The organism is Streptomyces sp. NBC_00016 (assembly GCF_045040885.1).
Lineage (GTDB): Bacteria > Actinomycetota > Actinomycetes > Streptomycetales > Streptomycetaceae > Streptomyces > Streptomyces coriariae.
Window position 1 is genome coordinate 3,940,112 of sequence record NZ_CP108304.1, and the last position, 24,816, is coordinate 3,964,927.

General features: G+C 71.2%; 24 protein-coding genes. 8 read left to right on the plus strand and 16 right to left on the minus strand.

The genetic code is table 11. The annotated features are described in order from the left end of the window. The first annotated feature begins 4 nt into the window (after nucleotides 1-4). From OG933_RS17290 to OG933_RS17300, 3 genes are all read left to right on the plus strand, one after another. Nucleotides 5-631 (plus strand): hypothetical protein, encoded by a 627-nt coding sequence (locus OG933_RS17290; RefSeq protein WP_405633417.1) that lies wholly within the window; start codon nucleotides 5-7, stop codon nucleotides 629-631. A gap of 175 nt (nucleotides 632-806) precedes the next feature. Next, complete coding sequence (locus tag OG933_RS17295; RefSeq protein WP_142265890.1) at nucleotides 807-1,358, plus strand: VanZ family protein; 552 nt, start codon at nucleotides 807-809, stop codon at nucleotides 1,356-1,358. Between the two features lie 130 nt (nucleotides 1,359-1,488). Then, nucleotides 1,489-1,692 (plus strand): PspC domain-containing protein, encoded by a 204-nt coding sequence (locus OG933_RS17300; protein ID WP_020131001.1) that lies wholly within the window; start codon nucleotides 1,489-1,491, stop codon nucleotides 1,690-1,692. Between the two features lie 86 nt (nucleotides 1,693-1,778). Here the strand turns inward: OG933_RS17300 and OG933_RS17305 are convergent, their stop codons facing one another. Both OG933_RS17305 and OG933_RS17310 read right to left on the minus strand, forming a co-directional pair. After that, nucleotides 1,779-2,132 (minus strand): ATP-binding protein, encoded by a 354-nt coding sequence (locus OG933_RS17305; RefSeq protein WP_362517428.1) that lies wholly within the window; start codon nucleotides 2,130-2,132, stop codon nucleotides 1,779-1,781. A gap of 138 nt (nucleotides 2,133-2,270) precedes the next feature. Beyond that, a complete protein-coding gene (locus OG933_RS17310; protein WP_362517431.1) occupies nucleotides 2,271-3,434 on the minus strand; it encodes an adenosine deaminase in 1,164 nt (387 codons plus the stop codon). A 113-nt stretch (nucleotides 3,435-3,547) separates the two neighbouring features. On the opposite strand from OG933_RS17310, the gene OG933_RS17315 reads away from it, so the two are divergent. Then, nucleotides 3,548-4,321, plus strand: coding sequence for a prolyl oligopeptidase family serine peptidase (locus OG933_RS17315; protein WP_267018709.1), 774 nt, complete (start codon nucleotides 3,548-3,550; stop codon nucleotides 4,319-4,321). A gap of 10 nt (nucleotides 4,322-4,331) precedes the next feature. Here OG933_RS17315 and OG933_RS17320 read toward each other — a convergent pair whose 3' ends face one another. Beyond that, nucleotides 4,332-5,303: a LysR family transcriptional regulator gene (locus tag OG933_RS17320; protein WP_037736001.1), complete on the minus strand. Its 972-nt coding sequence runs from the start codon at nucleotides 5,301-5,303 to the stop codon at nucleotides 4,332-4,334. A gap of 63 nt (nucleotides 5,304-5,366) precedes the next feature. Between OG933_RS17320 and OG933_RS17325 the strand changes: the two genes are divergently transcribed. The 3 genes from OG933_RS17325 to OG933_RS17335 all read left to right on the plus strand — a co-directional run bounded on the left by OG933_RS17325 (nucleotide 5,367) and on the right by OG933_RS17335 (nucleotide 9,059). Next, nucleotides 5,367-6,653 (plus strand): MFS transporter, encoded by a 1,287-nt coding sequence (locus OG933_RS17325; RefSeq protein ID WP_362517441.1) that lies wholly within the window; start codon nucleotides 5,367-5,369, stop codon nucleotides 6,651-6,653. Nucleotides 6,654-6,754: 101 nt separating this feature from the next. Further along, nucleotides 6,755-7,870, plus strand: a complete 1,116-nt coding sequence (dnaN, locus tag OG933_RS17330) for a DNA polymerase III subunit beta (protein WP_405627721.1) — start codon at nucleotides 6,755-6,757, stop codon at nucleotides 7,868-7,870. A gap of 172 nt (nucleotides 7,871-8,042) precedes the next feature. After that, nucleotides 8,043-9,059, plus strand: a complete 1,017-nt coding sequence (locus tag OG933_RS17335; RefSeq protein WP_362517447.1) for a sigma-70 family RNA polymerase sigma factor — start codon at nucleotides 8,043-8,045, stop codon at nucleotides 9,057-9,059. On the opposite strand, the gene OG933_RS17340 is transcribed toward OG933_RS17335, so the two are convergent. The 9 genes from OG933_RS17340 to OG933_RS17380 form a co-directional block, all read right to left on the minus strand. Continuing rightward, nucleotides 8,943-9,329 (minus strand): STAS domain-containing protein, encoded by a 387-nt coding sequence (locus OG933_RS17340; protein ID WP_405627723.1) that lies wholly within the window; start codon nucleotides 9,327-9,329, stop codon nucleotides 8,943-8,945. The two genes, OG933_RS17335 and OG933_RS17340, sit on opposite strands and share 117 nt — an antisense overlap. Nucleotides 9,330-9,377: 48 nt before the next feature. Continuing rightward, nucleotides 9,378-10,661: a thymidine phosphorylase gene (locus OG933_RS17345; RefSeq protein ID WP_362268578.1), complete on the minus strand. Its 1,284-nt coding sequence runs from the start codon at nucleotides 10,659-10,661 to the stop codon at nucleotides 9,378-9,380. A 100-nt stretch (nucleotides 10,662-10,761) separates the two neighbouring features. Continuing rightward, the gene (locus tag OG933_RS17350) at nucleotides 10,762-11,178 is read right to left on the minus strand and encodes a cytidine deaminase (protein WP_020131010.1); all 417 of its coding nucleotides are present in this window, start codon (nucleotides 11,176-11,178) and stop codon (nucleotides 10,762-10,764) included. Next, complete coding sequence (locus tag OG933_RS17355) at nucleotides 11,175-12,437, minus strand: ABC transporter permease (RefSeq protein ID WP_362517453.1); 1,263 nt, start codon at nucleotides 12,435-12,437, stop codon at nucleotides 11,175-11,177. The genes OG933_RS17350 and OG933_RS17355 overlap by 4 nt, the downstream gene beginning before the upstream one ends. Further along, the gene (locus tag OG933_RS17360; protein WP_171399079.1) at nucleotides 12,437-13,555 is read right to left on the minus strand and encodes an ABC transporter permease; all 1,119 of its coding nucleotides are present in this window, start codon (nucleotides 13,553-13,555) and stop codon (nucleotides 12,437-12,439) included. Before OG933_RS17360 ends, OG933_RS17355 begins: the two co-directional genes overlap by 1 nt. Then, nucleotides 13,552-15,255: an ABC transporter ATP-binding protein gene (locus tag OG933_RS17365; protein ID WP_405633419.1), complete on the minus strand. Its 1,704-nt coding sequence runs from the start codon at nucleotides 15,253-15,255 to the stop codon at nucleotides 13,552-13,554. The genes OG933_RS17360 and OG933_RS17365 overlap by 4 nt, the downstream gene beginning before the upstream one ends. A gap of 246 nt (nucleotides 15,256-15,501) precedes the next feature. Beyond that, nucleotides 15,502-16,554, minus strand: a complete 1,053-nt coding sequence (locus OG933_RS17370) for a BMP family protein (protein ID WP_020131014.1) — start codon at nucleotides 16,552-16,554, stop codon at nucleotides 15,502-15,504. 232 nt (nucleotides 16,555-16,786) lie between these two features. After that, complete coding sequence (locus OG933_RS17375; protein ID WP_362517457.1) at nucleotides 16,787-17,863, minus strand: BMP family ABC transporter substrate-binding protein; 1,077 nt, start codon at nucleotides 17,861-17,863, stop codon at nucleotides 16,787-16,789. A gap of 303 nt (nucleotides 17,864-18,166) precedes the next feature. Further along, nucleotides 18,167-19,459: an amidohydrolase gene (locus OG933_RS17380; protein ID WP_362517460.1), complete on the minus strand. Its 1,293-nt coding sequence runs from the start codon at nucleotides 19,457-19,459 to the stop codon at nucleotides 18,167-18,169. Between the two features lie 302 nt (nucleotides 19,460-19,761). On the opposite strand from OG933_RS17380, the gene OG933_RS17385 reads away from it, so the two are divergent. Further along, the gene (locus OG933_RS17385; protein ID WP_362517463.1) at nucleotides 19,762-20,013 is read left to right on the plus strand and encodes a hypothetical protein; all 252 of its coding nucleotides are present in this window, start codon (nucleotides 19,762-19,764) and stop codon (nucleotides 20,011-20,013) included. Nucleotides 20,014-20,034: 21 nt separating this feature from the next. On the opposite strand, the gene OG933_RS17390 is transcribed toward OG933_RS17385, so the two are convergent. From OG933_RS17390 to OG933_RS17405, 4 genes are read right to left on the minus strand one after another with little or no spacing between them, the layout of a single operon-like run. Further along, nucleotides 20,035-21,126 (minus strand): hypothetical protein, encoded by a 1,092-nt coding sequence (locus OG933_RS17390; protein WP_405627724.1) that lies wholly within the window; start codon nucleotides 21,124-21,126, stop codon nucleotides 20,035-20,037. Nucleotides 21,127-21,169: 43 nt separating this feature from the next. Next, a complete protein-coding gene (locus tag OG933_RS17395; RefSeq protein ID WP_057603054.1) occupies nucleotides 21,170-22,108 on the minus strand; it encodes an N-acetylneuraminate synthase family protein in 939 nt (312 codons plus the stop codon). Between the two features lie 13 nt (nucleotides 22,109-22,121). Beyond that, complete coding sequence (locus tag OG933_RS17400) at nucleotides 22,122-23,381, minus strand: cytidylyltransferase domain-containing protein (protein ID WP_405627726.1); 1,260 nt, start codon at nucleotides 23,379-23,381, stop codon at nucleotides 22,122-22,124. A gap of 20 nt (nucleotides 23,382-23,401) precedes the next feature. After that, a complete protein-coding gene (locus OG933_RS17405) occupies nucleotides 23,402-24,742 on the minus strand; it encodes a DUF6716 putative glycosyltransferase (protein ID WP_405627728.1) in 1,341 nt (446 codons plus the stop codon). Nucleotides 24,743-24,816: the final 74 nt, after the last annotated feature.

Consider the following 24,816-nt stretch of genomic DNA (forward strand, 5'->3'; position numbering starts at 1 on the left):
GACCATGCGCCGTGCGACGGTACGACGGCTGCTCGCCGTGCCCGTGCTGGCCGGCCTGGCCGGTCTGCTCGCCGGCTGCGGGATCCGGGCGACCGAGGTGCCGACCGACTTCGGGCCCGCCCCCTCCCGGGCGCGCTGCTCGCTCACCGAGCCGGACGTGACGTCACAGTCCGCCCGGGCGGGCGTGCCGGTGCAGGTGTTCCTGCTGTGCGGTTCGTCGCTGGTGACCGTCGACCGGTCGGTGCGGGTGCCGGACGGCGCGGCGGACTTCGAGCGGCGGGTGCTGGTGGCGCAGGGCCTGCTCGACCAGCTCGCCGAGTCGCCGTCGACGGGCGAGAAGGAGGCCGGGTACACGACGGACGTGCGCGGCGGCATGACGGTCGGCGGGCCCCGTGCGAACGACCCCGACGACGCGCTGCGGCTGAGCACCCCGCCCGGCGACCTGACCTCGTACGCCCTCGCCCAGCTCGTCTGTACGTTCTCCGACTCTGCGGCGGCCGAGGGCGACGGCAAGGTGGTGCTGGGCGGCCCCGGCTCCGACCCGCTGCGCCGCTACGAGTGCACCGACGAGGTCCGCTCCCGCCCCGGCAGCACCGAGCCCCCGTCCTCGGCGGTCACCGACAGCGGCTGACCCGGACCGGGCGTCCGGCCGGTGTGGCGGACGCCTCACGTGGTGCCCGGTGACCGTGGTCGTCGCAGGTCACCCTCTGTCGGAAGGCCGTGGCGGCCGGGCGGGGCGGGTGACTCGTGCCGGTGTCGGGGGACGGGCCGGAACCGATCGTGCCGGGGGTCGCGTCTTGGGGGGCGTGCAGCGTCAAGGCTCCATCGGCGGCAGCGCCGCGATCCGCATCCGCGCGACCGGGATTCTCCTCCTGGCCGCCCATCTCGTGTTCGTCGCCTGGGTCGCGCTGCGCCCGCTCAACGTCCCATGGGTGGTGCCGGCCAACCTCCATCCGTTCGACGGGATCCGGGCCGACCTGAGACTGGGCTGGCCCGAGGCGGCCCGGCGGATCGGCGAGGGGCTGGGGCTGCTGGCCCCGCTGGGCTTTCTGCTGCCGCTGGTGCACGGCAGGCTCCGGGTCTCGCCGCTCGCCTCCCTGATCCGTACGGTCACGGCGGGCGCCCTGCTGTCGCTGGGTATCGAGCTGTTGCAGACCGGGGTGCCCGGTCAGGTCGTGGACGTCGACTCGATGCTGCTGAACACCCTGGGCGTGGCGCTGGCGCATGTCGCGGTGGTGCCGACGGCACGCGCGTGGCTGCGGCGCAGGGACGAGCGCCGGGGACGGGCCGCGGTCCGTCAGGAGGAGGCCGCTCAGGGTCTGACCCCGAGGATTCCCAGGGTCGGGGTCGCACCGTAGAGCGACGCTTCGTCCCCTTCGTCACCGTAGCGTGGAAGACAGATGGAGGGGCCGCAGGGGCCGCCTCCGTCCCCCACTCTCGACTTCGCTCGAGCGGGTGGGGCCCCCATCACTCGTGAAGGAGCCGCAGATGTCCAGCCTCGCTCGCCCCACCAACGGCCGCATGATCGGCGGAGTGTGCGCCGCGCTGGCCCGGCGCTTCGGCACCTCCGCGACCACGATGCGCGTGATCTTCGTGCTCTCCTGTCTGCTGCCCGGCCCGCAGTTCCTGCTCTACATAGCGCTGTGGGTCCTGCTGCCGTCGGAGGACAAGGCGGCGCGCACGGCCTGGTGACGGCCGTCCACAGCAACGCCGTCGGGGCGTGCCCGGTGTTTCCGGGTGCGCCCCGACGGCGTGTCGTGCGTGACGGGCGGTGCCGTTCAGCCCAGCGGGATGCCGTTCACCGGCAGGCCGTGCGTCGGCAGGCCCTTGAGCGGCAGACCACCGAGCAGACCGGCGACGGGCGCGGTCGGCCCCTCGGCGAGCAACTTCTCGGCGACCGGCTGCGCGGCGGTCAGACCCGCACCGAGCGCCGGCTGGGCCTGCGTCAGCACCTCACCGGCCGCGGGCAGCGCCGAGGTCAGTTTCTCCGCCGGCAGCGTCCTGGTGACACCGTCCAGGGCCTGCGTGGCGTCCGGGACGGCCGGGGCGGCGTTCGCGGCGCCCGCACCGACGGCGGCGAAGGCGGCACCGAGAGCGGCGACACCGAGGGTCTTGGCAGCAGACTGCTTCATGATGAATGCGTCCTCGAATGGGATACGGGGAACTGAGCGGTTCTCGACCGTAAACACGGAGAGGGGTCGGCGGCAAACATCGAAATGCGGACGGATGGTGAACACCCGCCCGCATTCCGTGACCCGGAAAACCGCTAATCAGCCTTCGGTACCCGCAGAACCGCTGGTGGAGGCGGTCTGCTGGAACAGCCATTCGGACTTCAGCTCGGAATAGCCGGGCTTGATCACGTCACTGATCATGGCAAGTCGTTCATCGAAAGGAATGAATGCTGACTTCATAGCATTGACGGAGAACCACTGGAGATCGTCGAGCGTATAGCCGAACGCGTCGACAAGGTGCTCGAATTCGCGGCTCATGCTGGTGCCGGACATCAGCCGGTTGTCCGTGTTGACGGTGGCCCGGAAGTGCAGCCGGCGCAGCAGGCCGATGGGGTGCTCGGCGTAGGAGGCGGCCGCTCCGGTCTGCAGGTTGGAGCTGGGGCACAGCTCCAGCGGGATGCGCTTGTCGCGGACGTAGGAGGCCAGCCGGCCGAGCTTCACACTGCCGTCTGCGGCGATCTCGATGTCGTCGATGATGCGCACCCCGTGGCCGAGCCGGTCGGCGCCGCACCACTGGAGGGCCTGCCAGATCGACGGCAGCCCGAAGGCCTCGCCGGCGTGGATGGTGAAGTGGTTGTTCTCGCGCTTGAGGTACTCGAAGGCGTCGAGGTGCCGGGTGGGCGGGAAGCCCGCCTCCGCGCCCGCGATGTCGAAGCCCACGACCCCCAGGTCCCGGTGGCGGTTGGCGAGTTCGGCGATCTCCAGGGCGCGGGCCGCGTGCCGCATGGCGGTGAGCAGGGCGCCGACGCGGATGCGGTGGCCGTTCCGCCGGGCCGTGCGCTCACCCTCCCGGAAGCCCTCGTTGACGGCCTCGACGACCTCTTCGAGGCTCAGTCCGCCGTCGAGGTGCTGTTCCGGCGCGTAGCGCACCTCGGCGTAGACGACACCGTCCTCGGCGAGGTCCTCGGCGCACTCGCGGGCGACCCGGACGAGCGCGTCACGGGTCTGCATCACGCCGACGGTGTGCGAGAAGGTCTCCAGGTACCGTTCCAGCGAACCGGAGTCGGCGGCCTCCCGGAACCAGATGCCGAGCTTGTCGGGGTCGGTTTCCGGGAGTTGGGAGTACCCGGAGTCCCGGGCGAGGTCGACGATCGTGCCGGGACGCAGCCCGCCGTCGAGATGGTCGTGCAGCAGAACCTTGGGTGCCCGCCGGATCTGGTCCGAGCTCGGGGTGATGCCCGCCTGGGTGCTCTGGCTCGTCATTTCCGCACTCTAACTCCTACGCGCGTAGACGGCGCGCTGTACAACTCCGCCGATACGTAACGGTGACCGCCCGGACAGGTGGAGTACAACGGCGCTTCTGACACTGTTCTGTCATGGCACAGGATGTGACGCCGGTTCGGACGGTCCGGCTGGGGAAGGCGCTCGGCCCCGCGCCGACGGCGGTGAGCGGGGTGGTGCTGCTGCTCCCGGGCGGCGAGGAGGTGTCCAGCCGGAGGCCGTCCGCCGTGTGGGCCGCCGCCTCCGTACGGGGGTTGGGGCGCAGGCTGGCCCGGGCGGGTCGCGAGGAGGGCCTCGCCGTGCACGCCGTGCACTACCGCTACCGCGGCTGGAACGGCAGCGAGGCGCATCTCGCGGCCGACGCGGCCTGGGCGGCCGACGAGGCCGTACGGCGTTACGGAGACGTCCCGGTGTGTCTGACCGGCGTCGACATGGGCGCGCGGGCCGCGCTGCGGACGGGCGGTCACGAGGCCGTCAACTCCGTGCTGGCGATCGCTCCCTGGCTGCCGGAGGAGGACATGGCCGCCCCACCCGAACCGGTGAAGCAGCTGGCCGGGCGGCGGGTACTGATCGTGCACGGCACGAACGACGAGCGCTGCGACCCCGAACTGTCGTTCCGGCTCGCGGCACGGGCGAAGAAGGCGAACCGGGACGTGTGCCGGTTCGAGGTGCACTCCGACGGCCACGGGCTGCATCAGTACCGCGGTGAAGTCCTCGCGCTGGCCGAGGACTTCGTCATGGGCGCGCTGTTCGGCCGGGCGCTCTCCCGGCCGGTCGAGGACGCGCTCGCCGCCCCGCCGCCGCTGGGGCTGCGGATGCCGTTGGCCGTGGGGTTCGGCAGCTCGTTACGGCGCCCGGGCCGCCCGTGAGGCACGGCCCTCAGTCCGGCAGCAGGTTGCCCCTCCTCGACAGCAGGAACTTCTTGAAGGCCGCCACGGGCGGGGTGTCCGGATGTCCGTCCAGCCAGGCCACGCCGATCTCGCGGGCGGCCCTCGGGGCCGTGACCGTCAGCTCCACCACTCCCGGGCGGGCCACGGCGGGCGGTGGCAGCAGCGCCACCCCCAGCCCCGCCGCCACCAGTCCGCGCAGGGTCTCCGCCTCCTCGCCCTCGAAGGCGATCCGGGGCCGGAAGCCGGCCTCCTTGCAGAGGTCGTCGGTGATCCGGCGCAGGCCGTAGCCCGGTTCCAGGGTCACGAAGGTCTCGTCGGCGGCCTCGGCGAGGCGGACCCGCCTGCGGGCGGCGAGACGGTGGTCGGCGGGGACGACCAGGCGCAGCTTCTGCTCATCGAGGCGGCGGGCCACCAGGTCGGGGGCGTCCGGGACGGGGGAGGTCAGACAGAGGTCCAGCTCCCCCGCCCGCAGCCGTTCGAGCATCGCCTCGCCGTAGTTCTGGACCAGGCTGAAGCGGACGCGCGGGTGATCGGCGCGGAAGGCGTGGATCAGCCCCGGGACGGTCTCCGCTCCCATGGTGTGCAGGAAGCCGAACGCGACCTTGCCGGTGGCCGCGTCGGCGTCCGCCCGGACCTCGTCGGCGCCCCGCTCGATCTCGCCGAGGGCCCGCTCGACGGAGGCGAGGAAGGTACGCCCGGCCGGGGTGAGGGAGACCGTGCGGCCGTGCCGGGCGAACAGGTCGACGCCCAGGTCCTGTTCGAGGCGGACCATGGCCCGGGAGAGCGTCGACTGCGGGACCTGCATCTCCTGCGCGGCGCGCGTGACGTGCTCGGTACGGGCGACCCCGGCGAAGTACGCGAGCCGGGGGGCCAGCATCCTCGACATGGCTGCCATGTCCGCCATGTCTTCTGTGTCACTGGACGGTGACAGGCGAGCCGCTGACCTCTGCTGATGCACCATGGGAACGATTATGACGATTCCATGCATTGGACGGATGAGCGGGGGCGTACGTAACTTCGAGGCATGTCTCCCGCCAGTACCGGGGCGTCCACGATCGTGGGCGCCGCGTCCTCCGCTTCCGTCTCCTCCACTCCCCTGTCCGCCGACTCCCGTCTGGCCCCCGGCGGCCCCGGTTACCGCCGGATGAGCTTCGCGCTCTTCCTCGCCGGTGTGGCCACCTTCGCCCTGCTGTACTCCACGCAGGCGCTCCTGCCGCTGATCTCCACCGACTTCGGGGTGGCGGCGAGTCAGGCGAGCTGGACGGTGGCGGCGGCGACCGGTGGACTGGCGCTGTTCGTGCTCCCGATGAGCGCCCTGTCGGAGCGCTACGGCCGCCGTACGGTCATGACGGCCTCGCTGGGTGTCGCGGTCGGCGTGGGCTTGCTGGTCCCGTTCGCGCCCTCGCTGGGCACGCTGGTCGTGCTGCGGGCGGTGCAGGGCGCGGCGCTGGCCGGTCTCCCGGCGTCGGCGACCGCGTATCTCGCCGAGGAGGTCCGGCCGAAGGCGCTCGTCACGGCGATCGGCCTGTTCGTGGCGGGCAACAGCGTCGGCGGGATGAGCGGGCGGGTCATCACCGGCTGGGTCGCGCAGGAGTGGGGCTGGCGGGTGGCCGTCGGGGTGATCGGCGCCCTCGCGGTGGCCTGCGCGATCGCCTTCCGCCTGCTGCTGCCGGCGCCCCGGCACTTCAAGGCGGGTTCACTGGCGCCCCGCGTGCTGATCGGCACGGTCCGCGAGCACCTCGCCAACCCGCTGCTGTGCCGCCTGTACGCGATCGGCGCGCTGTTCATGACGGTCTTCGGCGGCGTGTACACGGTGATCGGCTACCGGCTGACGGAGGCACCGTTCTCCCTCCCCCAGGGCATCGTCGGCTCGATCTTCCTGGTGTACCTGGTGGGCACGGTGTCGGCGTCGACGGCGGGCCGGCTGGTCGGCCGGCTCGGCCGGCGCGGCGCGCTGTACCTGGCGGGCGGCACCACGGCCACCGGACTGCTGCTGTCGCTGGCGGACTCGCTGGCCCTGGTCCTGCTCGGCCTGGTCCTGATCACGGCGGGCTTCTTCGCGGGGCACGCGGTGGCCTCCTCGGCGGTCAGCAAGACGGCGACGACCGGCCGCGCCCAGGCCTCCGCCCTCTACCAGTCCGCGTACTACATCGGCTCCAGCGCCGGTTCCACGGTGGGCGCGCTGGCCTTCCACTCGGGTGGCTGGGCCGGCACGGTCTGCGTGGGTGTCCTGGCGGTGCTCGGCGTCGTGACGATCACGGTGTTCGGGACCCGGGCGGCCCGCCGGGAGACGCTGGTCGCCGCTCACTGATCGTCCCGCGGCCGTCCCGCGGTCCTCCCCCTGCTCGCGGCCGGTTGTCAGTGGTGGCGCATAGCCTCCGCGCGACGACCGGTACGAGCAGGGGGTTTTTGATGGAGTTCCGGATCGACCGCGGTGACCTCGCCGAGGCGGTGGCCTGGGCGGCCCGCGCGCTGCCCGCCCGTACGCCGGTGCCCGTGCTGGGCGGGCTGCTGCTGGACGCGGCGGCGGGCCGGCTGACCGTGTCGGGGTTCGACTTCGAGACGGCGGCGCGGATCGAGACCGACGCCGAGGTCGGTGCGGCGGGCCGGGTGCTCGTGCTCGGCCGCCGGCTCCTCGACATCTGCAAGGTGCTGCCGGACGGGCCGGTGAGCTGCGCCCTGGCCGGCACCCGGTTCACGGTCGAGGCGGGCGGCACCGCCTTCGGCCTGTCGACCCTCCCGCGCGAGGAGTACCCCACCCCGCCCGAGCCGCCGCGGGCGTACGGCACCGTGGACGCGGCCGCGTTCGCCACCGCCGTCGCCCAGGTCGCGGTGGCGGCGGGCCGCGACGACACGCTGCCGGTCCTGACCGGTGTCCAACTGCACCTGGACGGCGACGAGATGACGCTGTCGGCGTCGGACCGCTACCGGTACGCGGTACGACGGCTGGAGTGGAAGCCGCAGGCGGCCGCCGAAGGGGTGGCGGAGGCGCTCGTGCCGGCCCGGCGGTTGCTGGACGTGACCCGCTCGCTGGCTCGGTGCGGGACCGTCCGGGTCGGGCTCGACGGGGCCTCGGGGGCCGGCCCGATCGGGTTCGAGGGCGGGCGGACGCGGACGGTGGTCCGGCGGCTGGACGGACGGCTGCCCGCCTACGGGAAGCTGTTCGACATGGCGGGGGCAGCGGTCGCCGAGGTGGACAGCGGGGCGCTGACGGAGGCCGTGCGGAGAGTGGCGGTGGTGGCGGAGGCGAACAGCCCGGTACGGCTGGACTTCTCGGCCGGGTCCGTCCTGCTGCGCGCCGGGTACGGCGACGACGTGGCCGCACAGCGGCTGCCCGCCGGGCTGACCGGCGCCGAGGAGGTGACCGTGGCCTTCAACCCGGTCTACCTGCTGGAGGCGCTGACCTCCTTCGAGGCGCCGAGGCTGCGGGTGGAGCTGCTGGGGACGGGCCAGCGAGCGCTGCTCGGCGCGGTGGACGCGCCCGAGGTCCATCGGCACCTGCTGATGTCCGTGAAGCAGCTGGTCTGAGAGCGCCTTGCAGGTGCCGTCCAGCGCCGCCCAGGCGCCTTCCGCGTGCCGTCCACACGCCTTCTGGCTGGGCCTTTGCCGACTCGGCGGGCCATTGTCAGTGGGCTGCGGTAGCTTCCGAAGTGCTGGGCGCGAAGACGCGTGACAGAACGGCCACAGGGGTGGGTGGACGATGGGCGACAGCACGGCGACGACGACCGACATCGACGTCGCACTGGAGAAGCACCGGACGGAACTGACCGGCTACTGCTACCGCATGCTCGGCTCCTCCTTCGAGGCCGAGGACGCGGTGCAGGACACCCTGGTCCGCGCCTGGCGGAGCTACGCGAAGTTCGAGGGCCGCTCCAGTCTGCGCTCGTGGCTGTACCGGATCGCGACGAACGTCTGTCTGGACATGCTGACGGCCGGCAGCAAGCGGGCCCGGCCGATGGACCTCTCCGAGTCCACCCCGCTCGCCCGGGCGGCGCTCTCGCCCCGCCCCGACAACACCTGGCTGGAGCCGATGCCGGACGCCCGTGTGCTGCCGACGGTGGAGGACCCGGCCGAGGCGGCGGTCGCCAAGGAGTCGGTGCGTCTGGCGTTCATGGCCGCGCTGCAGCAGCTGCCGCCGAAACAGCGGGCGGTGCTGATCCTGCGGGAGGTGCTGGCGTGGAAGGCGAGCGAGGTCGCCGAGCTGCTCGACACCTCGGTCGCCTCGGTCAACAGCGCGCTCCAGCGGGCGCGGGCGACCCTGTCCGAGCGGGAGAACGCCGGCGCGGACGCGGCGGTGTCCGACCCGTTGGACGAGGAGCAGCAGAAACTGCTCGACCGCTATGTGGCCGCCTTCGAGGGCTATGACATGACGGCGCTGACGGCCCTCCTCCACGAGGACGCCATCATGACGATGCCGCCGTTCGACCTGTGGCTGACCGGCCACGACGACATCACCGGCTTCATGACCACGCTCGGCTCCGCGTGCGAGGGCTCGCGCCTGCTGCCGGTCCAGGTCAACGGCCTGCCGGGCTTCGCCCAGTACAAGCCGGACCCCGACAAGGGCGGATTCACCCCGTGGGCGATCCAGGTCCTGGAGATCTCAGACGGCCGCCTCACCGGGTTCCACTTCTACCTCGACACCCAGCGCTGGTTCCCCCTCTTCGGCCTCCCCCTCCACCTCGAAGCGGAGACCGACGAGGTCGAGCAGGGCGCGTAGGGCCGGGTCGGGGGCGCGCAGTCGCAGGTGTCCCCCGGCCCGCCGGGCGGCCAGCTGGAGCCGCGCCAGCAGGTCGACGGCGGTGAGCCCCGGCGGCCCTATCCCGGCGACGTCACAGACGACGACGGCGGCGCCGGTGGCCTCCATCAGCGCCCGCACGTCGTCGACGAGCCCGGTCACCCGGGGGCGGGTGACGGGGCCTGTCAGGGTGAACACGGGCGGTGTCGTCGATTCCACGATCGGTAGACCGGTGCGGGGCGCCCAACTCATCGAAAGCGGGAGATCCGCCGCCGGGCGATCCGCCGCCGGGCGATCCGTTCAGGCGATGCGCTCCAGCACCACGGGGGACGCGGTGAACCCGGTGCCGGCCGCGCCGATGTCGTACGAGCCCGTCACCGCCTCGAGTGCGTACGCGAAGCGCTCCGGGGTGTCCGTGTGCAGGGTCAGCAGGGGCTGGCCCGCCGTGACCGTGTCGCCGGGCTTGGCGTGGAGTTCGACGCCCGCGCCCGCCTGCACCGGGTCCTCCTTGCGGGCCCGGCCCGCGCCGAGGCGCCAGGCGGCGATGCCGATGTCGTAGGCGTCGAGGCGGGTCAGGACGCCCGAGGCGCCCGCCGTCACCACGTGCTGTTCCTTCGCCGTGGGAAGCGGGGCGTCCGGGTCGCCGCCCTGGGCCGCGATCATGCGGCGCCAGACGTCCATCGCCGAGCCGTCGGCCAGCGCCTTCGCCGGGTCCGCGTCCTTCACGCCGGCCGCGTCGAGCATCTCGCGGGCGAGCGCGATCGTCAGTTCCACCACGTCCGCCGGGCCGCCGCCGGCCAGCACCTCGACCGACTCGCGGACCTCGAGGGCGTTGCCGGCCGTGAGGCCGAGGGGGGTGGACATGTCGGTCAGCAGGGCGACCGTCTTCACTCCGTGGTCGGTGCCGAGGCCGACCATCGTCGAGGCCAGCTCACGCGCGTCCTCGATGGTCTTCATGAAGGCTCCGGTGCCGACCTTCACGTCGAGGACCAGGGAACCGGTGCCCTCCGCGATCTTCTTCGACATGATCGACGAGGCGATCAGCGGGATCGCCTCCACCGTGCCCGTGACGTCCCGCAGCGCGTACAGCTTCTTGTCGGCCGGGGCCAGGCCGTCGCCCGCCGCGCAGATCACCGCGCCGGTCGTGTCCAGGACGTGCAGCATCTCCTCGTTCGACAGCAGCGCGCGCCAGCCCGGGATCGACTCCAGCTTGTCCAGGGTGCCGCCGGTGTGGCCGAGACCCCGGCCGGAGAGCTGCGGGACCGCCGCGCCACAGGCCGCCACCAGCGGGGCCAGCGGGAGCGTGATCTTGTCGCCGACGCCGCCCGTGGAGTGCTTGTCGGCCGTCGGGCGGGACAGCGCCGAGAAGTCCATGCGCTCACCGGAAGCGATCATCGCGGCCGTCCAGCGGGCGATCTCGCGACGGTTCATGCCGTTGAGCAGGATGGCCATGTTGAGGGCGGCCATCTGGTAGTCGGCGACCTCACCGCCGGTGTACGCGTCGATGACCCAGTCGATCTGCGCGTCGCTGAGCTCACCGCGGTCCCGCTTGGTGCGGATGACGGAGACGGCGTCCATGGCCATGGGTTTCCTTCCGGTGGTGCACGGTGGTGCACGGTGGTGCGGCAAGACGTTCCAGAAACCGCGCGGCCCCTCTGCGCCAGTCAGAGGGGCCGCACGGGACTTACTTGGTGAGGTGACCCGGGCCGAAGGCCTGCGGGAGCATCTCGGCCAGCGGCAGGATGCCCGCCGGCGTCTCCAGCAGCAGCTCCGGGCCGCCGAACTCGTAGAGCAGCTGGCGGCAGCGGCCGCACGGGACGAGGATCTCGCCACGGCCGTCCACGCAGGTGAAGTGCGTGAGCCGGCCGCCTCCGGTGTTCTGGAGCTCCGAGACCAGCCCGCACTCCGCGCACAGGCCGATCCCGTAGGAGGCGTTCTCGACGTTGCAGCCCGACACGATGCGGCCGTCGTCGACGAGGGCCGCCACGCCGACCGGGAAGCCGGAGTACGGGGCGTACGCCCGGGACATGGCGTCCCGGGCCACCGTACGCAGCTTCTCCCAGTCGACCGTGTCGGCTGATCCGGCGGCGGGCGGGGTCACTTGCCCTGCCCCTTCCGGTACGGCATGCCGTCCGCCTTGGGCATCCTGAGGGACTGGGCGGAGAGCGAGAGCACCAGCAGGGTGACGACGTACGGCGCGGCCGTCACGACCTGGCGCGGGACCTCGTCCGTGCCGAGGTACCAGACGAACATCAGGGCCGAGATCAGCGCGGTGACGACGGCGGGGACGTACTTCTTCTGCCATGCCAGGTAGGCCGCGCCGAACACCAGGACGATCGCGAGGAGCAGGATCAGCGCGTGGACGTTGGTGGTGCCGCCGCGCAGGTTGAGGCTGTCGGTGTAGCCGAACAGGCCCGCGCCGAGGGCGAGGCCGCCCGGCATCCAGTTACCGAAGATCATCGCGGCGAGGCCGATGTAGCCGCGGCCCGCGGTCTGGCCGTCGAGGTAGACGTTCGAGGCCACGATGGACAGGAACGCGCCGCCGAGACCGGCGAAGCCACCGCTGATGATCACGGCGATGTACTTGTACTTGTAGACGTTGACGCCGAGGGACTCGGCGGCCACCGGGTTCTCGCCGCAGGACCGCAGCCGCAGACCGAAGGCCGTCCGCCACAGCACCCACCAGGTGGCCGGGACGAGGGCGACGGCGACGACGGTGAGCGGCGACAGGTCGGTGATCAGGCCGCCGACCAGTCCTGCGACGTCCGAGATCAGGAACCAGTGCTTCTCGTTGAGCGTGTCCAGCCAGCTCGACAGGCCCGGCACGTCGAAGGTGCCCAGCGAGTCGATCGGCGGGGACTGCTTGGCGGAGCCTCCGTCGGCGTTCTCGAAGGTGAACTTCGACAGGTAGCGGGTGGTGCCCAGGGCCAGGATGTTGATGGCCACACCGGAGACGATGTGGTTCACGTTGAAGGTGACGGTCGCGATGGCGTGCAGGACGGCGCCGAGCGCGCCGCCGATGATGCCGAAGGCGACGCCCGTCCACGGACCCCACTGGTAGCCGGCCCAGGCGCCGAACCAGGTGCCGAGGATCATCATGCCCTCGAGGCCGATGTTGACGACGCCCGCGCGTTCGGCCCACAGGCCGCCGAGACCGGCGAGGCCGATCGGGACGGCGAGGCGCAGCGCCGTGGACATCTGGCCGGTGGAGGTGATGCCGTCCGCGCCGGTGATGAGGCGGACGACGGAGGTCAGCACCAGAACGCCCGCGATGATCAGCAGGAGGACCGGGAGCGAGATTTTGCGGCCGCCCTTGCCGGGCTGCTTCGCCTGCGGCTTGGCGATGGTCGTGGTGCTCATCAGACCGTCACCTCCTTCTTGGTGTTCTGGGCGGCGGCGGCGAGCTCGGCGCCGACGCGCTTCTGCTGACGGCGCAGACCCCACTGGCGTACGGCCTCGTACGAGATGACGACCGCGAAGACGATGAGGCCCTGCATGATCGTGGCGATCTCCTTCTCGTACGCCACCGGGGTCGCGTAGTCGAGGGCGGGAGAGGCCTTGTCGAGGAAGGCGATCAGGAGCGCGGCGAAGGCGATTCCGACCGGGTTGTTGCGGCCGAGCAGGGCGATGGTGATGCCGGTGAAGCCGAGGCCCGTGGGGAAGCTCAGGCTGTAGGTGTGCGCGTCGCCGAGCAGCAGCGGCAGGCCGGAGAGGCCCGCGATGCCGCCGGAGATGAGCATGGCGGTCAGGACCATCTTCTTGGCGTCGACGCCGGAGGCCGCGGCGGCGGTCTCGGACTCGCCGGTGGCGCGCAGGTCGAAGCCGAAGCGGGTGCGGTTGAGGACGACCCAGTAGACGATGCCGAGCGCGATGGCGAGGAAGACCAGGCCGTAGATCTCGCCGACGTCCGCGCCGAGGTCGATGCCGGGCACCCAGCCGGAGTCCTTCATGATGCCGGTGGTGTTGTTGTTGCCGACCTGCACGCCCCACATGTTGTCGAGGGTGAGGTAGCCGATGACGCTGGTGGCGATCGCGTTCAGCATGATCGTCGCGACGACCTCGCTGACTCCGCGGGTGACCTTCAGGACGCCCGCGATGCCGGCCCAGAAGGCGCCGGTGAGGACGCCGACCAGGAGCAGCAGCGGGATCTGGAGGAAGGACGGCAGGGCGATGTTCGCGCCGACCACGGCGGTCATCATCGCGGCGAGGCGGTACTGGCCGTCGACGCCGATGTTGAACAGGTTCATGCGGAAGCCGATGGCGACCGCGAGGGCGGCGACGTAGTACATCGAGGCCTGGTTGACGATCAGAACCTGGACGTCGGAGTAGCCGGCCTGCTCCAGCATGAGCGTGTACGGCTCGATCGGGCTCTTGCCCGAGGCGATCAGCACGACCGAGGTCAGCAGGATCGCCGCGACGAGCGCGATGACCGGGCCGGCCACCGCGAGGAGCACGCGCTCCTTGTCGAACTTCTTCATCGGGCCTCGTCCTCCGGACCGGCAGCTTCCTCGGTGGTTTCCGCGTCGTCCGCGCGTTCTTCGTCCACGTGTTCCAGGTGACCGGACGCGGCGCCGGTCATGGCGGAGCCGAGCTCCTCCGGGGTGATGGTGGCGGGGTCGGCGTCCGCGACCAGCGTGCCGTTGTAGATCACGCGCAGGGTGTCCGACAGGCCGATGAGCTCGTCGAGGTCGGCGGAGATCAGCAGCACCGCCAGGCCCTCGCGGCGGGCCTCGCGGATGCGGTCCCAGATCTGGGCCTGGGCGCCGACGTCCACACCCCGGGTGGGGTGCGCGGCGATCAGGAACTTCGGGTTGTGGCTCATCTCGCGGCCGACGATCAGCTTCTGCTGGTTGCCGCCGGAGAGCGAGGCGGCGGTGACGTCGATGCCGGGGGTGCGGACGTCGTACTCCTCGACGATCCGGCGGGTGTCGGCCTGGGCGCCCTTGATGTTCAGCCAGAAGCCCTTGGCGTTGGGCGCCTCGGTGACATGGCCGAGGATGCGGTTCTCCCAGAGGGGCGCCTCCAGGAGCAGGCCCTGGCGGTGGCGGTCCTCGGGGATGTAGCCGACGCCGGACTCGCGCCGCTTGCGCGTGTTCCAGGGGGTGATGTCCTCGCCCAGGAAGGCGATGGTGCCGGAGTCGGCGTTCTTGGTGCCGATCAGCGCGTCGATCAGCTCGGTCTGGCCGTTGCCCTCGACGCCGGCGATGCCCATGACCTCACCGGCGTGGATGGTGAAGCTGACGTCGTCGAGGGCCTTCTTGACCTCGCCGCCGAGAGCGACCTCGGGCGAGATCATGCCGCTGACCCCGCCGGCCGTGGGCTCCGCCTCGACGCCCAGGGAGGCGCCGCCGCTGGCGTACACGGTGAGGTTGGCGACCTGGACGACGGGCTTGTCGGTGACCGTGGACTCGGCGGTCTCCGGGGTGGGCAGTTCGCTGCCGACCATCATCTCGGCGAGCTGGCGCGGGGTCGTCTCGGCGGGGACGGCCGTGCCGACGGTCGTACCGCGCCGGATGACGGTGATCTCGTCGGCGACGGACAGCACCTCGCCCAGCTTGTGGGAGATGAAGATGACGGACAGGCCCTCGGACTTCAGCTCGCGCAGGTTGTCGAAGAGCGCGTCGACCTCCTGCGGGACGAGCACGGCGGTCGGCTCGTCGAGGATGAGGGTCTTGGCGCCGCGGAAGAGTACCTTGAGGATCTCCACGCGCTGGCGGTCGGCGACCCCGAGGTCCTCGACCAGGAAGTCGGGGCGCACGCCGAGCCCGTAGCGGTCGGAGATCTCCTTGATCTTCTTACGGGCGTTGCCACCGATGCCGTACAGCTTCTCGCTGCCCAGCACCACGTTCTCCAGGACGGTCAGGTTGTCGGCCAGCATGAAGTGCTGGTGGACCATGCCGATGCCGCGTGCGATGGCGTCGGCGGGGCTGGAGAAGCTCACCTGCTCGCCGTCGATCGCGATGGTGCCCTCGTCCGGCTTCTGCATGCCGTAGAGGATCTTCATCAGCGTCGACTTGCCGGCGCCGTTCTCGCCGACGAGGGCGTGCACGGTGCCTTTGCGGACGGCGAGGTGGATGTCGTGGTTGGCGACGACACCGGGGAAGCGCTTGGTGATCCCCGCCAGCTCTACCGCGATCGTCGACTGTGCGGTGAGCGGAGGGCTGCTGGACGCGTCGATGGCGCACTCTCCTTGGGAAAGGGGCCGCTCTACGCGCGTAGCGCCCCTGCTTTAAATAGTGCCCGGATCGGGTCGAACTTGAATGATCTTGATAGCCGCCATGGCGGCATCCTGATCAGGTCTCGATCCGTTCCGAGCATTCTGCCGCGCGAACGGGGCGCGGGGAGGACATCCTTCCCGCGCCCGGTTCCGTGGCCGTAACGCTGCCATTACAGCGCTCCATTGGCCAAGGCCTCTGACAGAAGGTCAGGAGGTCTTCACCGTGATGGTGCCGTTCTTGATGCCCTCTTCGGCCTTCTTGATCGCGTCCTGGATCGCGGTGTTGCTCGCGAAGGCCGGGTTCGAGTCCGACACGCTCACGCCGCCGTTCTCGAGGCTGCCGCGGACGACACCGGTCGCCGGCTTGCCGTCCTTGACGGACTTGGCCAGCGTGTAGACCGCGCCCTCGACGTTCTTCATCGCCGAGGTGAGGATCGAGTCCTTGTACGCCTTCAGCGCGTCCTGCTTGTACTGGTCGGAGTCGACGCCGATCGCCCACACCTTGTTGGCGTTGGCGGCCTTGATGACACCCTGACCGGACAGACCGGCGGCGGCGTAGACGACGTCCGCACCGGCGTCGATCTGGCCCTCGGCGGCGCTCTCACCCTTGTCGGGGCTGGAGAAGCCACCCTCGGCGGCGGTCTCGGTCAGGTACTGCGACTTGACCGTGACGCCCTTCTTGGTGTCCTCGACGCCCTGCTTGAAGCCGGCCTCGAACTTGTGGATCAGCGGGACGTCCACGCCACCGACGAAGCCGACGGTGTTGGTCTTGGTGGCCTTGGCGGCGGCGACACCGGCGAGGTAGGAGGCCTGCTCCTCGTGGAAGACGAGGTCGGCGACGTTGTCGGCCTTGATCTGCTCGTCGTCGACGATGCCGAAGGTGGTCTTCGGGTACTTGGCCGCGACCTCCTTGACGGCCGGCGCGTAGGCGAAACCGACGCCGATCACCGGGTTGTAGCCCTGCTTGGCAAGGCTCTCCAGGCGCTGCACCTTGTCGGCGTCGGACTCGCCGTCCTGCGGCTCGACCGCGGTGGACTTGTAGCCGAACTCCTTGTCGGCCTTGTCCAGGCCGGCCGTGGCGGCGTCGTTGAAGGACTGGTCGCCCTTGCCACCGACGTCGTACGCGAGCGCGAGGCCCAGGTTCTTGTCACTGCTGTCGGAGGAGGACGACGACGTGGAGGAGCTTCCGCAAGCGGAAACGGTCACGGCGAGAGCTGCGGTGGCAACACCCGCAACCGCGATTCGGGACACCCGGCGCATGGAACTTGACTCCTTTGTGCAAGCGCCCAAACCAGGCGCTGGTTCCGCCGCAGCGTAACGCGCGTAGACCAGACGGAAAAACCCTTCTGTCCGGTCCGTTACCGAGCTGTGGCCACAGTTGCGGTCAAGGTTACGGACAGCAGTACGCCCCTTGCGGGAGGCAAGGGGCGTATGGGCTGCAAGGACGCTCGGAAGGGCGTAGCCGGAGCCGGTCGGAACGGGTTTCGGGCCGTTACTTGGTGTTTACCGTGATCTTGCCGTCGATGATGTCCTGCTTGGCCTTGTCGACGGCCGCGACGACGTCCGTCATCGCCTTGTACTTCGGGTTGCTGTCGGCGAATCCGACACCGTCGTTGGAGAGGCTGCCGCGGACCACACCGGACAGCGGCTTGCCCGCGTGGACGGACTTCACGAGGTCGTAGACGGCACCGCCGACGTTCTTCAGCGCCGAGCCGAGGATGTAGTCCTTGTACGCCGCCAGCGCGCTCTGGCTGTACTGGTCGGAGTCGACGCCGATGGCCCACACCTTCTTGGCCGCGGCCTCGGTGATCACGCCCTGACCGGAGAGACCGGCCGCGTGGTAGATGACGTCGGCGCCCGCCTCGATCTGACCGCTCGCCGCGTCCTTGCCCTTGTCGGGGCTGGAGAAGCCGCCTTCCTGGGCGGTCTCGGTCAGGTACTGCGACTCGACCTTGATGTTCGGGTCGACCGACTTGGCGCCCTGGACGTAACCGGCCTCGAACTTGTGGATCAGCGGGATGTCCACGCCGCCGATGAAGCCGATGTGCGACTTCTTGCTGGCCTTGGCGGCGGCGACACCGGCCAGGTACGAGGCCTGCTCCTCGTGGAAGACCATGTCGGCGACGTTCTTCGCCTGGATCTGCTCGTCGTCGATGATCCCGAAGGTGATCTTCGGGAACTTGGCGGCGACCTCCTTGACGGCCGGCGCGTAGGCGAAGCCGACGCCGATCACCGGGTTGTAGCCGGCCTGGGCGAGCTGGGTCAGGCGCTGCACCTTGTCCGCGTCGGACTCGCCGTCCTGCGGCTCGATGTCCTGGCCGCCGATCTTGAATTCCTTCTCGGCCTTCTCGAAACCGGCGTAGGCGGCGTCGTTGAAGGACTGGTCGCCCTTGCCGCCGATGTCGTACGCGAGGCCGATGCCCTTGCCCGAGTAGCCGCCGCTGCTGGATTCCGAGTCGCTCGACCCCGAGTCGGTGCTGGACTTCCCGCAGCCGGCGGCGGCGAGCGCGACGACCGCGACGGTCACCGCGGCCCGGGAGAATCTCGTCCTCCGAGATATCAGACGCATAGCAAGCACCCCTTCATCCCCACGGCGCCGTGACCGGCCCGCTTCCCCTTGGTGGCGCCGTTCAGGAGGGGCTCCCCAACAAGCCTTTCCCGGTGGCGATTCCGGCGCACAGTAACGCGCGTAGAAGCGGAGGGGAACGGGGTTTCTCCGGGCCGTTATCGATTCGTGCCGACGCGGGGTTACAAGCGCGTCCCCGCGGTTACGGGTGGGTGACACAAGGGGACGAAGGGGCGCCTTTCCGGCACCCCTTCGCCCGGCACCCTACGCCCGGGTTCCCCGCCGGCTTCCCTCGCCGGAGTCGCCTCAGTGAGCGCGGGTCGCCGCGTCCAGCAGCGCGGCCGCCGTGAAGAGCTCCACGCCGACGGTGATCGCCGACTCGTCCGCGTCGAAGTCGCCCTGGTGCAGATCGCGCACCGTGCGCTCGCCGGGCGGGCGGACCCCGAGCCGGGCCATCGCGCCGGGCACCCGCTCGAGGTACCAGGAGAAGTCCTCGCCGCCGAGGCTCTGTTCGGTGCTCTCCACGCCCGTCTCGCCGCGCCGGGCGACCATGGCGTCCCGCAGCAGCCCGGCGACGTCGCCGTCGTTGACGACGGGCGGGACACCCCGCACGTAGTTGATCTCCGACTTGGCCCGGTGCAGGTTGGCGACCTCGTCGATCGCCGCGACGACGATGTCCGGGGCCTGCCGCCAAGCCTCGATGTCCAGGCAGCGGACGGTCCCGGAGAGCTCGGCGTGCTGCGGGATCACGTTCGGCGCGTGGCCGCTCTCGATCCGGCCCCAGGTGACGGCCAGCCCGGCCCGGGTGTCGACGCGACGGCCGACCAGCGCGGGCACGTCGGTGACGACCCGGGCGACGGCGGTCACGAGGTCCGTGGTCAGGTGCGGGCGGGCGGTGTGGCCGCCGGGCCCGTCCAGCGAGATCTCCAGCCGGTCGCAGGCGGAGGTGATGGCACCCTCGCGCAGCCCGACCTTGCCCGCGTCGACCCGCGGGTCGCAGTGCACGGCGATGATCCGTCCGACCCCGTCCAGCGCCCCGCCCTCGATGGCGTCGGCGGCACCGCCGGGCAGCACCTCCTCGGCGGGCTGGAAGATCAGCCGCACGGGCCGCGGGAGCCGGCCCTGCCGGTGCAGCTCGGCGAGGACGAGTCCGGCGCCGAGGACGACGGTGGTGTGCACGTCGTGCCCGCAGGCGTGCGCGCGGTCCGGCACCGTCGAGCGGTACGCGCACTCGGTCTTCGTGTCCGGGATGGGCAGCGCGTCGATGTCGGCGCGCATCGCGAGGACGGGCACGCCGTCGGCCCCGGCCCCCGCCACGCCCCCTCCGCCCACGGTCCCGATGTCACAGATGAGACCGGTCCCTACGGCGAGTACGCGCGGCTTGAGGCCCGCCTTCTCTAGGCGGGCCTTGATCGCGGCCGTCGTACGGAACTCCTGGTTGCCGAGCTCGGGGTGCATGTGCATGTCGCGGCGGAAGGCCACGAGCTCTGCGCGCAGCGCCTCCGGCAAGGTGCCGGGAAGGGCGCCGGGCAGCGCACCCGGAAGTGCGCCGGGGAGCACGTCTTCCCCTGACGGATCGGCCTCGGACTCTCGGGACATCAGTTGCTTCACCCTCTGAAGGGTAGGACGCCGGGGCGGTCAACTGACCCGATCAACAAAACTTCAACCCGTTAGGCGAAGAAAAGCTGGCCGCGCGGCGCATGGCTGCTGTGGTGGATGGGTAAACTCGTCGGCTTCTCGGTCGGCACCCATACTTCTTCCTTCCTTTCACGATCGCATGGACCGCTCGAGGCACGCTGGGTTTGTCCACGTGCCGGGACCGATCCCGGAATCATCACCTCCGTGCAGCGATTGCGCCACGCTGGGCGACGGCCCGGGGCCCGGCCGGGCACCGTGCCCTCATGGAGACGATGACGTGCGGGTGCGGCGAGGATCAGATCCCCGGGGTCCTGGCGAGGGGCGTGGTGGCGCTGGCACTGACCGGGCTGACGGTGATGGCCGTCACGGCGTGTCTGCTCGCGGGTGTGCTGTGGGCGGTCACCCGGTGGCGCGACAGGGCGCGCGCCGAGCACGAGGAAAGCTTCTTCGACGGGTTCGGCCGTTGGGAGGAGGAACGGGCGGAGCCGCCGCTCCCACGGGGCGGCGGCTCGTAGACACCCTGGTCCCGGCCCTCGTCAGAGCACGCTCACCGCTGCCAGCCGGTGGACGTCCTTGGCCGTGCCCGTCACCCCGGACAGGAACCCCTGGGCTCTGGGCGAGGCGTGGTCCGTCAGCCAGGCCGGGTCGATGTCGCAGACCGCGACCCGGACGTCCGTGCCGGACAGGGCCAGCGGCAGGGTGTGGACGACCGTGGAGGGGAAGCTGAGGACGGTCCGGCCGATGGGGCCGCGGCGGGCGATCAGTTCCAGCGGGAGGTCCGGACGGACCACCTCCAGTCCCGTCTCGACGGCCAGCCGGTGGAGTTTCTCCGTGCTCTCCCGGCGGTGGGCGAAGTAGCGGGTCGCGCCGTGGGCCTTGGCCAGCGTCCGGACCGCCTCCACATAGCGGTCGGCGTCCACCACGCCGGTCTCCACCAGCGAGGTGCCGACCATGTCCGCGCTCTTCGTCACCCGCGGCGGGCCGAAGCGGTCGCGGGTCCAGGCGAAGACGTTGGACGTGATCGTGACGCCGTCGGGGGCGTCCTTCATGGGCATGGAGGAGAAGACCTCGACCTCGCGGTCCGGGCCGGGGGTCAGCCGGCGGCGGGCCGCGGCGGACACCGGGGCGAAGAGCACGTCGCGAGGGCCCGTGCGGCCGCCCTTGCGGTGCCAGCGGACGAGGCGTTCGCCGCGGGCCAGCTGGCCCACGAACTCCATCGTCGCCGTCCCGTCGTCCACCACGACCAGCTCGCTCGCCCTGGTGATGGTCAGCAGCAGCTGGACGTAGCGGGAGAACGGGTCGCCCATCACCATCCGTTCCGCGCGCCGCAGCAGTGGGGTGAGGCCGCCGATGGTGCGGAAGGGCGCCGTGGTGCCGCCGCGGGCCTCCTCCCAGCGGACCGTGTGCCCTTCCCGGCGGGCCAGCTCGGCCATGCGGCGCAGCTGGCCGCGGGTCATCGGGTCGGTCGGGGACAGGACGACGAGGGTCAGCCCCGCGCTGGGCTCCTCGCGCGGACGGAGTTCCCGGGCGTGCGCCCACTCCAGGACGTTCAGGAGCTGCACCGGACTCTCGACGAAGGCGAGGGTGTGGGGGGTGTGGCCGGTGTTCTTCCCGGCGCGAGGACTCATCGTCGGACGACCATCCCGTAAGGCACTCGGAGGGGTATTCAGGTCACACCGCGACCGGTTCGCCCGCCGCCGCCGCGATCTCCGCCTCCGCGACGACGCCCGAGACGCGGCGCAGCTTCTTCATGGGGCCGAGCTCCGAGTCGTAGACCTTCTTGACGCCGTCGCCGAGGGAGGCCTCGATGGTGCGGATGTCACGGACGAGGCGGGTGAGGCCGCCCGGCTCGACGGAGGCGGCCTGGTCGGAGCCCCACATCGCGCGGTCGAGGGTGATGTGGCGCTCGACGAAGGCGGCGCCGAGCGCGACCGCGGCGAGGGTGGTCTGGAGGCCGGTCTCGTGGCCGGAGTAGCCGATCGGGACGTTCGGGTACTCCTTCTCCAGGGTGTTGATCACGCGGAGGTTGAGCTCCTCGGCCTTCGCCGGGTAGGTCGAGGTGGCGTGGCACATGAGGATGTTGTCGCTGCCGAGGACCTCGACCGCGTGGCGGATCTGGCGCGGCGTCGACATGCCGGTGGAGAGGATGACGGCGCGGTTGGTGGAGCGCAGGGCGCGCAGCAGCTCGTCGTCCGTCAGCGAGGCGGACGCCACCTTGTGCGCGGGGACGTCGAACTTCTCCAGGAAGGCGACCGCCTCGGTGTCCCACGGGGACGCGAACCAGGCGATGCCCTTCTCCTTGCAGTACTCGTCGATCTGCCGGTACTCGTCCTCGCCGAACTCGACGCGGTGGCGGTAGTCGATGTAGGTCATCCGGCCCCAGGGGGTGTCGCGCTCGATGTCCCACTGGTCGCGCGGGGTACAGATCTCGGGAGTGCGCTTCTGGAACTTCACGGCGTCGCAGCCGGCTTCGGCGGCCGCGTCGATCAGCTTGAACGCGTTCTCGAGCTCGCCGTTGTGGTTGATGCCGATCTCGCCGCAGATGTAGACGGGCCTGCCGGGACCGACCTCGCGGGAACCGAAGGCGCGCAGACGGGAGTTGGTGCTCATGGCGCAGATGTCCTTACTTGGTGAGGGGGTCGAGAGAGGGTCCGAGGATCCAGCCGGCGATCTCCCGGATCGCGCCGTCGCCACCGGGGAGGGTGGTGACCGCGCGGGCGGCGCCGCGGACGACGTCGTGGGCGCTCGCGACCGCCACCGGCCAGCCCACGAGGGCGAAGCAGGGGAGGTCGTTGACGTCGTTGCCGACGTAGAGCACGCGCTCCGGCGCGATGCCCTGTTCCTCGCACCACTGCTTGAGCGCGAGGTCCTTGCGGTCGATGCCGTGCAGGACCGGGAGCTTCAGCTTCCGGGCCCGGGCGGCGACGACCGGGTTCTGTTCGGTCGACAGGATCAGCATCCGCAGGCCCGACCTGCGCAGGGCGGCGATGCCGAGGCCGTCGCCGCGGTGCACGGAGACGAACTCCCGTCCGTCGGAGTCGATCAGCACCCGGTCGTCGGTCTGGGTGCCGTCGAAGTCGAGGACGACCGCGTCGATGTCGGCGGCCGTGGGGAGGGAGCCGGGCCGGTTCGTGTCGAAGAGGGGCGCCAGCGCACGGGCCCGGTTCAGGTCGTGCGGGTCGTCGATCTCCAGGACCCGGGCGGGGTCGGTGCGGACGAGTTCCGTACGACCGAAGAAGCGGTGGCCGTGCGCGCGGAAGCCGTCGGTCTCCATGGCGTAGGCGGCGCCGGTCTCCAGGAGGTCCTGGGGCCGGTCCTGGCGGCGGGGGCGGAAGGCCTTGTCGTGGTTGACGCCGAAGCCGCCGGCCGGGCCGGGGCCCCCGTCTGTGTCGGCGTCGGCGTCGGCGTCCTGCGCGGTGTCCCCGTCGCGCCAGACGAAGCCGTGGAACGGGGCGACCGTCACCGCGGTGTCGGCGCCCTGCTCGACGACGGCCGCGGCGACGCCGTCGATGTCGTCGCGGACGAGGAAGGGGCTGGTGCACTGCACGAGCAGGACGGCGTCGACCGGGGAGCCGTGCAGTGCCTCGTGGGCGTCCAGGGCGTGCAGGACGGCCGCCTCGGAGGTCGCGGTGTCGCCGGCGATGGCGGCGGGCCGCAGCACGACCTCCGCGCCCGCCTCGCGGGCCGCCGCCGCGATGGCGTGGTCGTCGGTGGAGACGACGACGTCCGTCACGAGGCGGGTCGCCCGGCATTCGCGGACCGCGCGGGTGACGAGCGGTACCCCGCCCACGGGTGCGAGGTTCTTCGCGGGCACGCCCTTGGAGCCGCCGCGCGCGGGGATCACCGCGAGCACACGGCGCACCCCGGCTGGTGAGTCGGACATGGGTTTCTCTCCTTGACGGGTCACAGCTCCCCCATCCGCCGGATGACCGGGGCCACCCGCTGCACGCCGTGCCGGTAGGCGCCGCGCGCCGCCCGGCGCACGATCTGCCGGACCGGGCCCGGCTCCCGGTCGGCGGCGGGCGCGCCGGGCAGCGGGCTGCCGTCGGGGCCGAGGTGGTGGCGGGCGAGGATGCCGGGCAGATAGCCGGGCGCGGTGGCGGGCGTGTAGTAGGGGGTGAGGGGCGGAAGGCCTCCGGGACCGCTGAGCGCTTTGCCGATCCGCTCACGCGCCGCGTCGAAGGCCGTCGCGTACGAGCCGTCCACCGCGACGCCCTGCCGGGCCACCCACTCCTCGTCGGGGGCGGGCCGGTGCCCGGCGTCGAGCTGGTCCCAGGAGGCGAGGCAGCCGGAGCCGACGAAGTGGTGGTTGCCGAGCGCCTCGCGCACCCCGAGGTCGGTGAGGACGACCGTGGGGACCCGGCGGTGCAGGGACTCCAGGGCGGCCGTCGAACTGACCGTGACCATGAGGTCGGTGCGGTCGAGGACGTCGCCCATGTTTCCGTACACCAGACGGAAGTTGGGCGGCGGATCGAGCTTCTGCACCAGCTTCTGGTAGGGCAGCTCCTCGATGTGGGTGGTGTGCTCGCCCGGCTTGGAGCGGAGCTTCAGCAGCACCTCCCGCTCCGGGTGCAGCCGCGCGTGCCGCACCAGCCGGTCGAGCAGGTACGTACGGTCCCTGCGGTTCTCCGGCACGGAGGGCTGTGCGGCGAAGACGACGGTGTAGGGGTCGTGTTCACCGGTGTACGGGGCACCGCCCAGGAACGGCAGGGCCACTTCGGTCACCGAGGAGGCGTCGGCGCCCACGCCCTCGTACACGGCGCGGAAACGCTCCGCGTCCTGGCGGGAGTTGGCGAGGACGAGGTCGGCGCCGTGCCGCAGCAGCAGGCCGTCGGCGAGCTTCTCGTAGACGACGCCGACATAGCCGGTGACGACGACGGGACGCTCGGTCCGTCCCTCCCAGATCCGCTTCAGGCCGTGCAGGATCGCCTGGACGCCACCGCCGACCAGGGCGAGGACGAGGACGTCGTACGAGGTCCGCGTCATGGCGCGCAGGAACTCGAGCGCGGTGACCTCGCTCAGCGAGTCGGCGTGCACGCCGACCTCGGCCAGCTGGCGGGGGGTCGGGGTGGCCCGGCCGCGCAGCAGGAATCCGTCCAGGACGGGGGCGACTTGCGCCCCGCTCCCGGATCCGGCTTCCATGGAGGGCGCGATCCGCGTCGCGGTCAGCGCACCCCATTTCCATCGGGTGTCGGAGTCCGCGAGGACGGCAATCCGTGGGGGGTTGGCAGTACTTGCTGGCACAGCCAAGACGCTAGAAAGCAAAAGCCAGGCTTTGCCCAATCACCCCTCAACAAAAAGTTAACAGCGGACCACCG

Coding starts and splice junctions, on each gene's coding strand:
- OG933_RS17345 (WP_362268578.1), bottom strand. CDS start 10,661: ATGGCCATGGACGCCGTCTCCGTCATCCGCACCAAGCGGGACCGCGGT.
- OG933_RS17305 (WP_362517428.1), bottom strand. CDS start 2,132: ATGAAGCAGTCTGCTGCCAAGACCCTCGGTGTCGCCGCTCTCGGTGCC.
- OG933_RS17300 (WP_020131001.1), top strand. CDS start 1,489: ATGTCCAGCCTCGCTCGCCCCACCAACGGCCGCATGATCGGCGGAGTG.
- OG933_RS17395 (WP_057603054.1), bottom strand. CDS start 22,108: ATGAGCACCAACTCCCGTCTGCGCGCCTTCGGTTCCCGCGAGGTCGGT.
- OG933_RS17340 (WP_405627723.1), bottom strand. CDS start 9,329: ATGAGTTGGGCGCCCCGCACCGGTCTACCGATCGTGGAATCGACGACA.
- OG933_RS17370 (WP_020131014.1), bottom strand. CDS start 16,554: ATGCGCCGGGTGTCCCGAATCGCGGTTGCGGGTGTTGCCACCGCAGCT.
- OG933_RS17375 (WP_362517457.1), bottom strand. CDS start 17,863: ATGCGTCTGATATCTCGGAGGACGAGATTCTCCCGGGCCGCGGTGACC.
- OG933_RS17400 (WP_405627726.1), bottom strand. CDS start 23,381: ATGTCCGACTCACCAGCCGGGGTGCGCCGTGTGCTCGCGGTGATCCCC.
- dnaN (WP_405627721.1), top strand. CDS start 6,755: ATGGAGTTCCGGATCGACCGCGGTGACCTCGCCGAGGCGGTGGCCTGG.
- OG933_RS17355 (WP_362517453.1), bottom strand. CDS start 12,437: ATGAGCACCACGACCATCGCCAAGCCGCAGGCGAAGCAGCCCGGCAAG.
- OG933_RS17385 (WP_362517463.1), top strand. CDS start 19,762: ATGGAGACGATGACGTGCGGGTGCGGCGAGGATCAGATCCCCGGGGTC.
- OG933_RS17380 (WP_362517460.1), bottom strand. CDS start 19,459: ATGTCCCGAGAGTCCGAGGCCGATCCGTCAGGGGAAGACGTGCTCCCC.
- OG933_RS17360 (WP_171399079.1), bottom strand. CDS start 13,555: ATGAAGAAGTTCGACAAGGAGCGCGTGCTCCTCGCGGTGGCCGGCCCG.
- OG933_RS17390 (WP_405627724.1), bottom strand. CDS start 21,126: ATGAGTCCTCGCGCCGGGAAGAACACCGGCCACACCCCCCACACCCTC.
- OG933_RS17325 (WP_362517441.1), top strand. CDS start 5,367: ATGTCTCCCGCCAGTACCGGGGCGTCCACGATCGTGGGCGCCGCGTCC.
- OG933_RS17335 (WP_362517447.1), top strand. CDS start 8,043: ATGGGCGACAGCACGGCGACGACGACCGACATCGACGTCGCACTGGAG.
- OG933_RS17310 (WP_362517431.1), bottom strand. CDS start 3,434: ATGACGAGCCAGAGCACCCAGGCGGGCATCACCCCGAGCTCGGACCAG.
- OG933_RS17290 (WP_405633417.1), top strand. CDS start 5: ATGCGCCGTGCGACGGTACGACGGCTGCTCGCCGTGCCCGTGCTGGCC.
- OG933_RS17320 (WP_037736001.1), bottom strand. CDS start 5,303: ATGGTGCATCAGCAGAGGTCAGCGGCTCGCCTGTCACCGTCCAGTGAC.
- OG933_RS17315 (WP_267018709.1), top strand. CDS start 3,548: ATGGCACAGGATGTGACGCCGGTTCGGACGGTCCGGCTGGGGAAGGCG.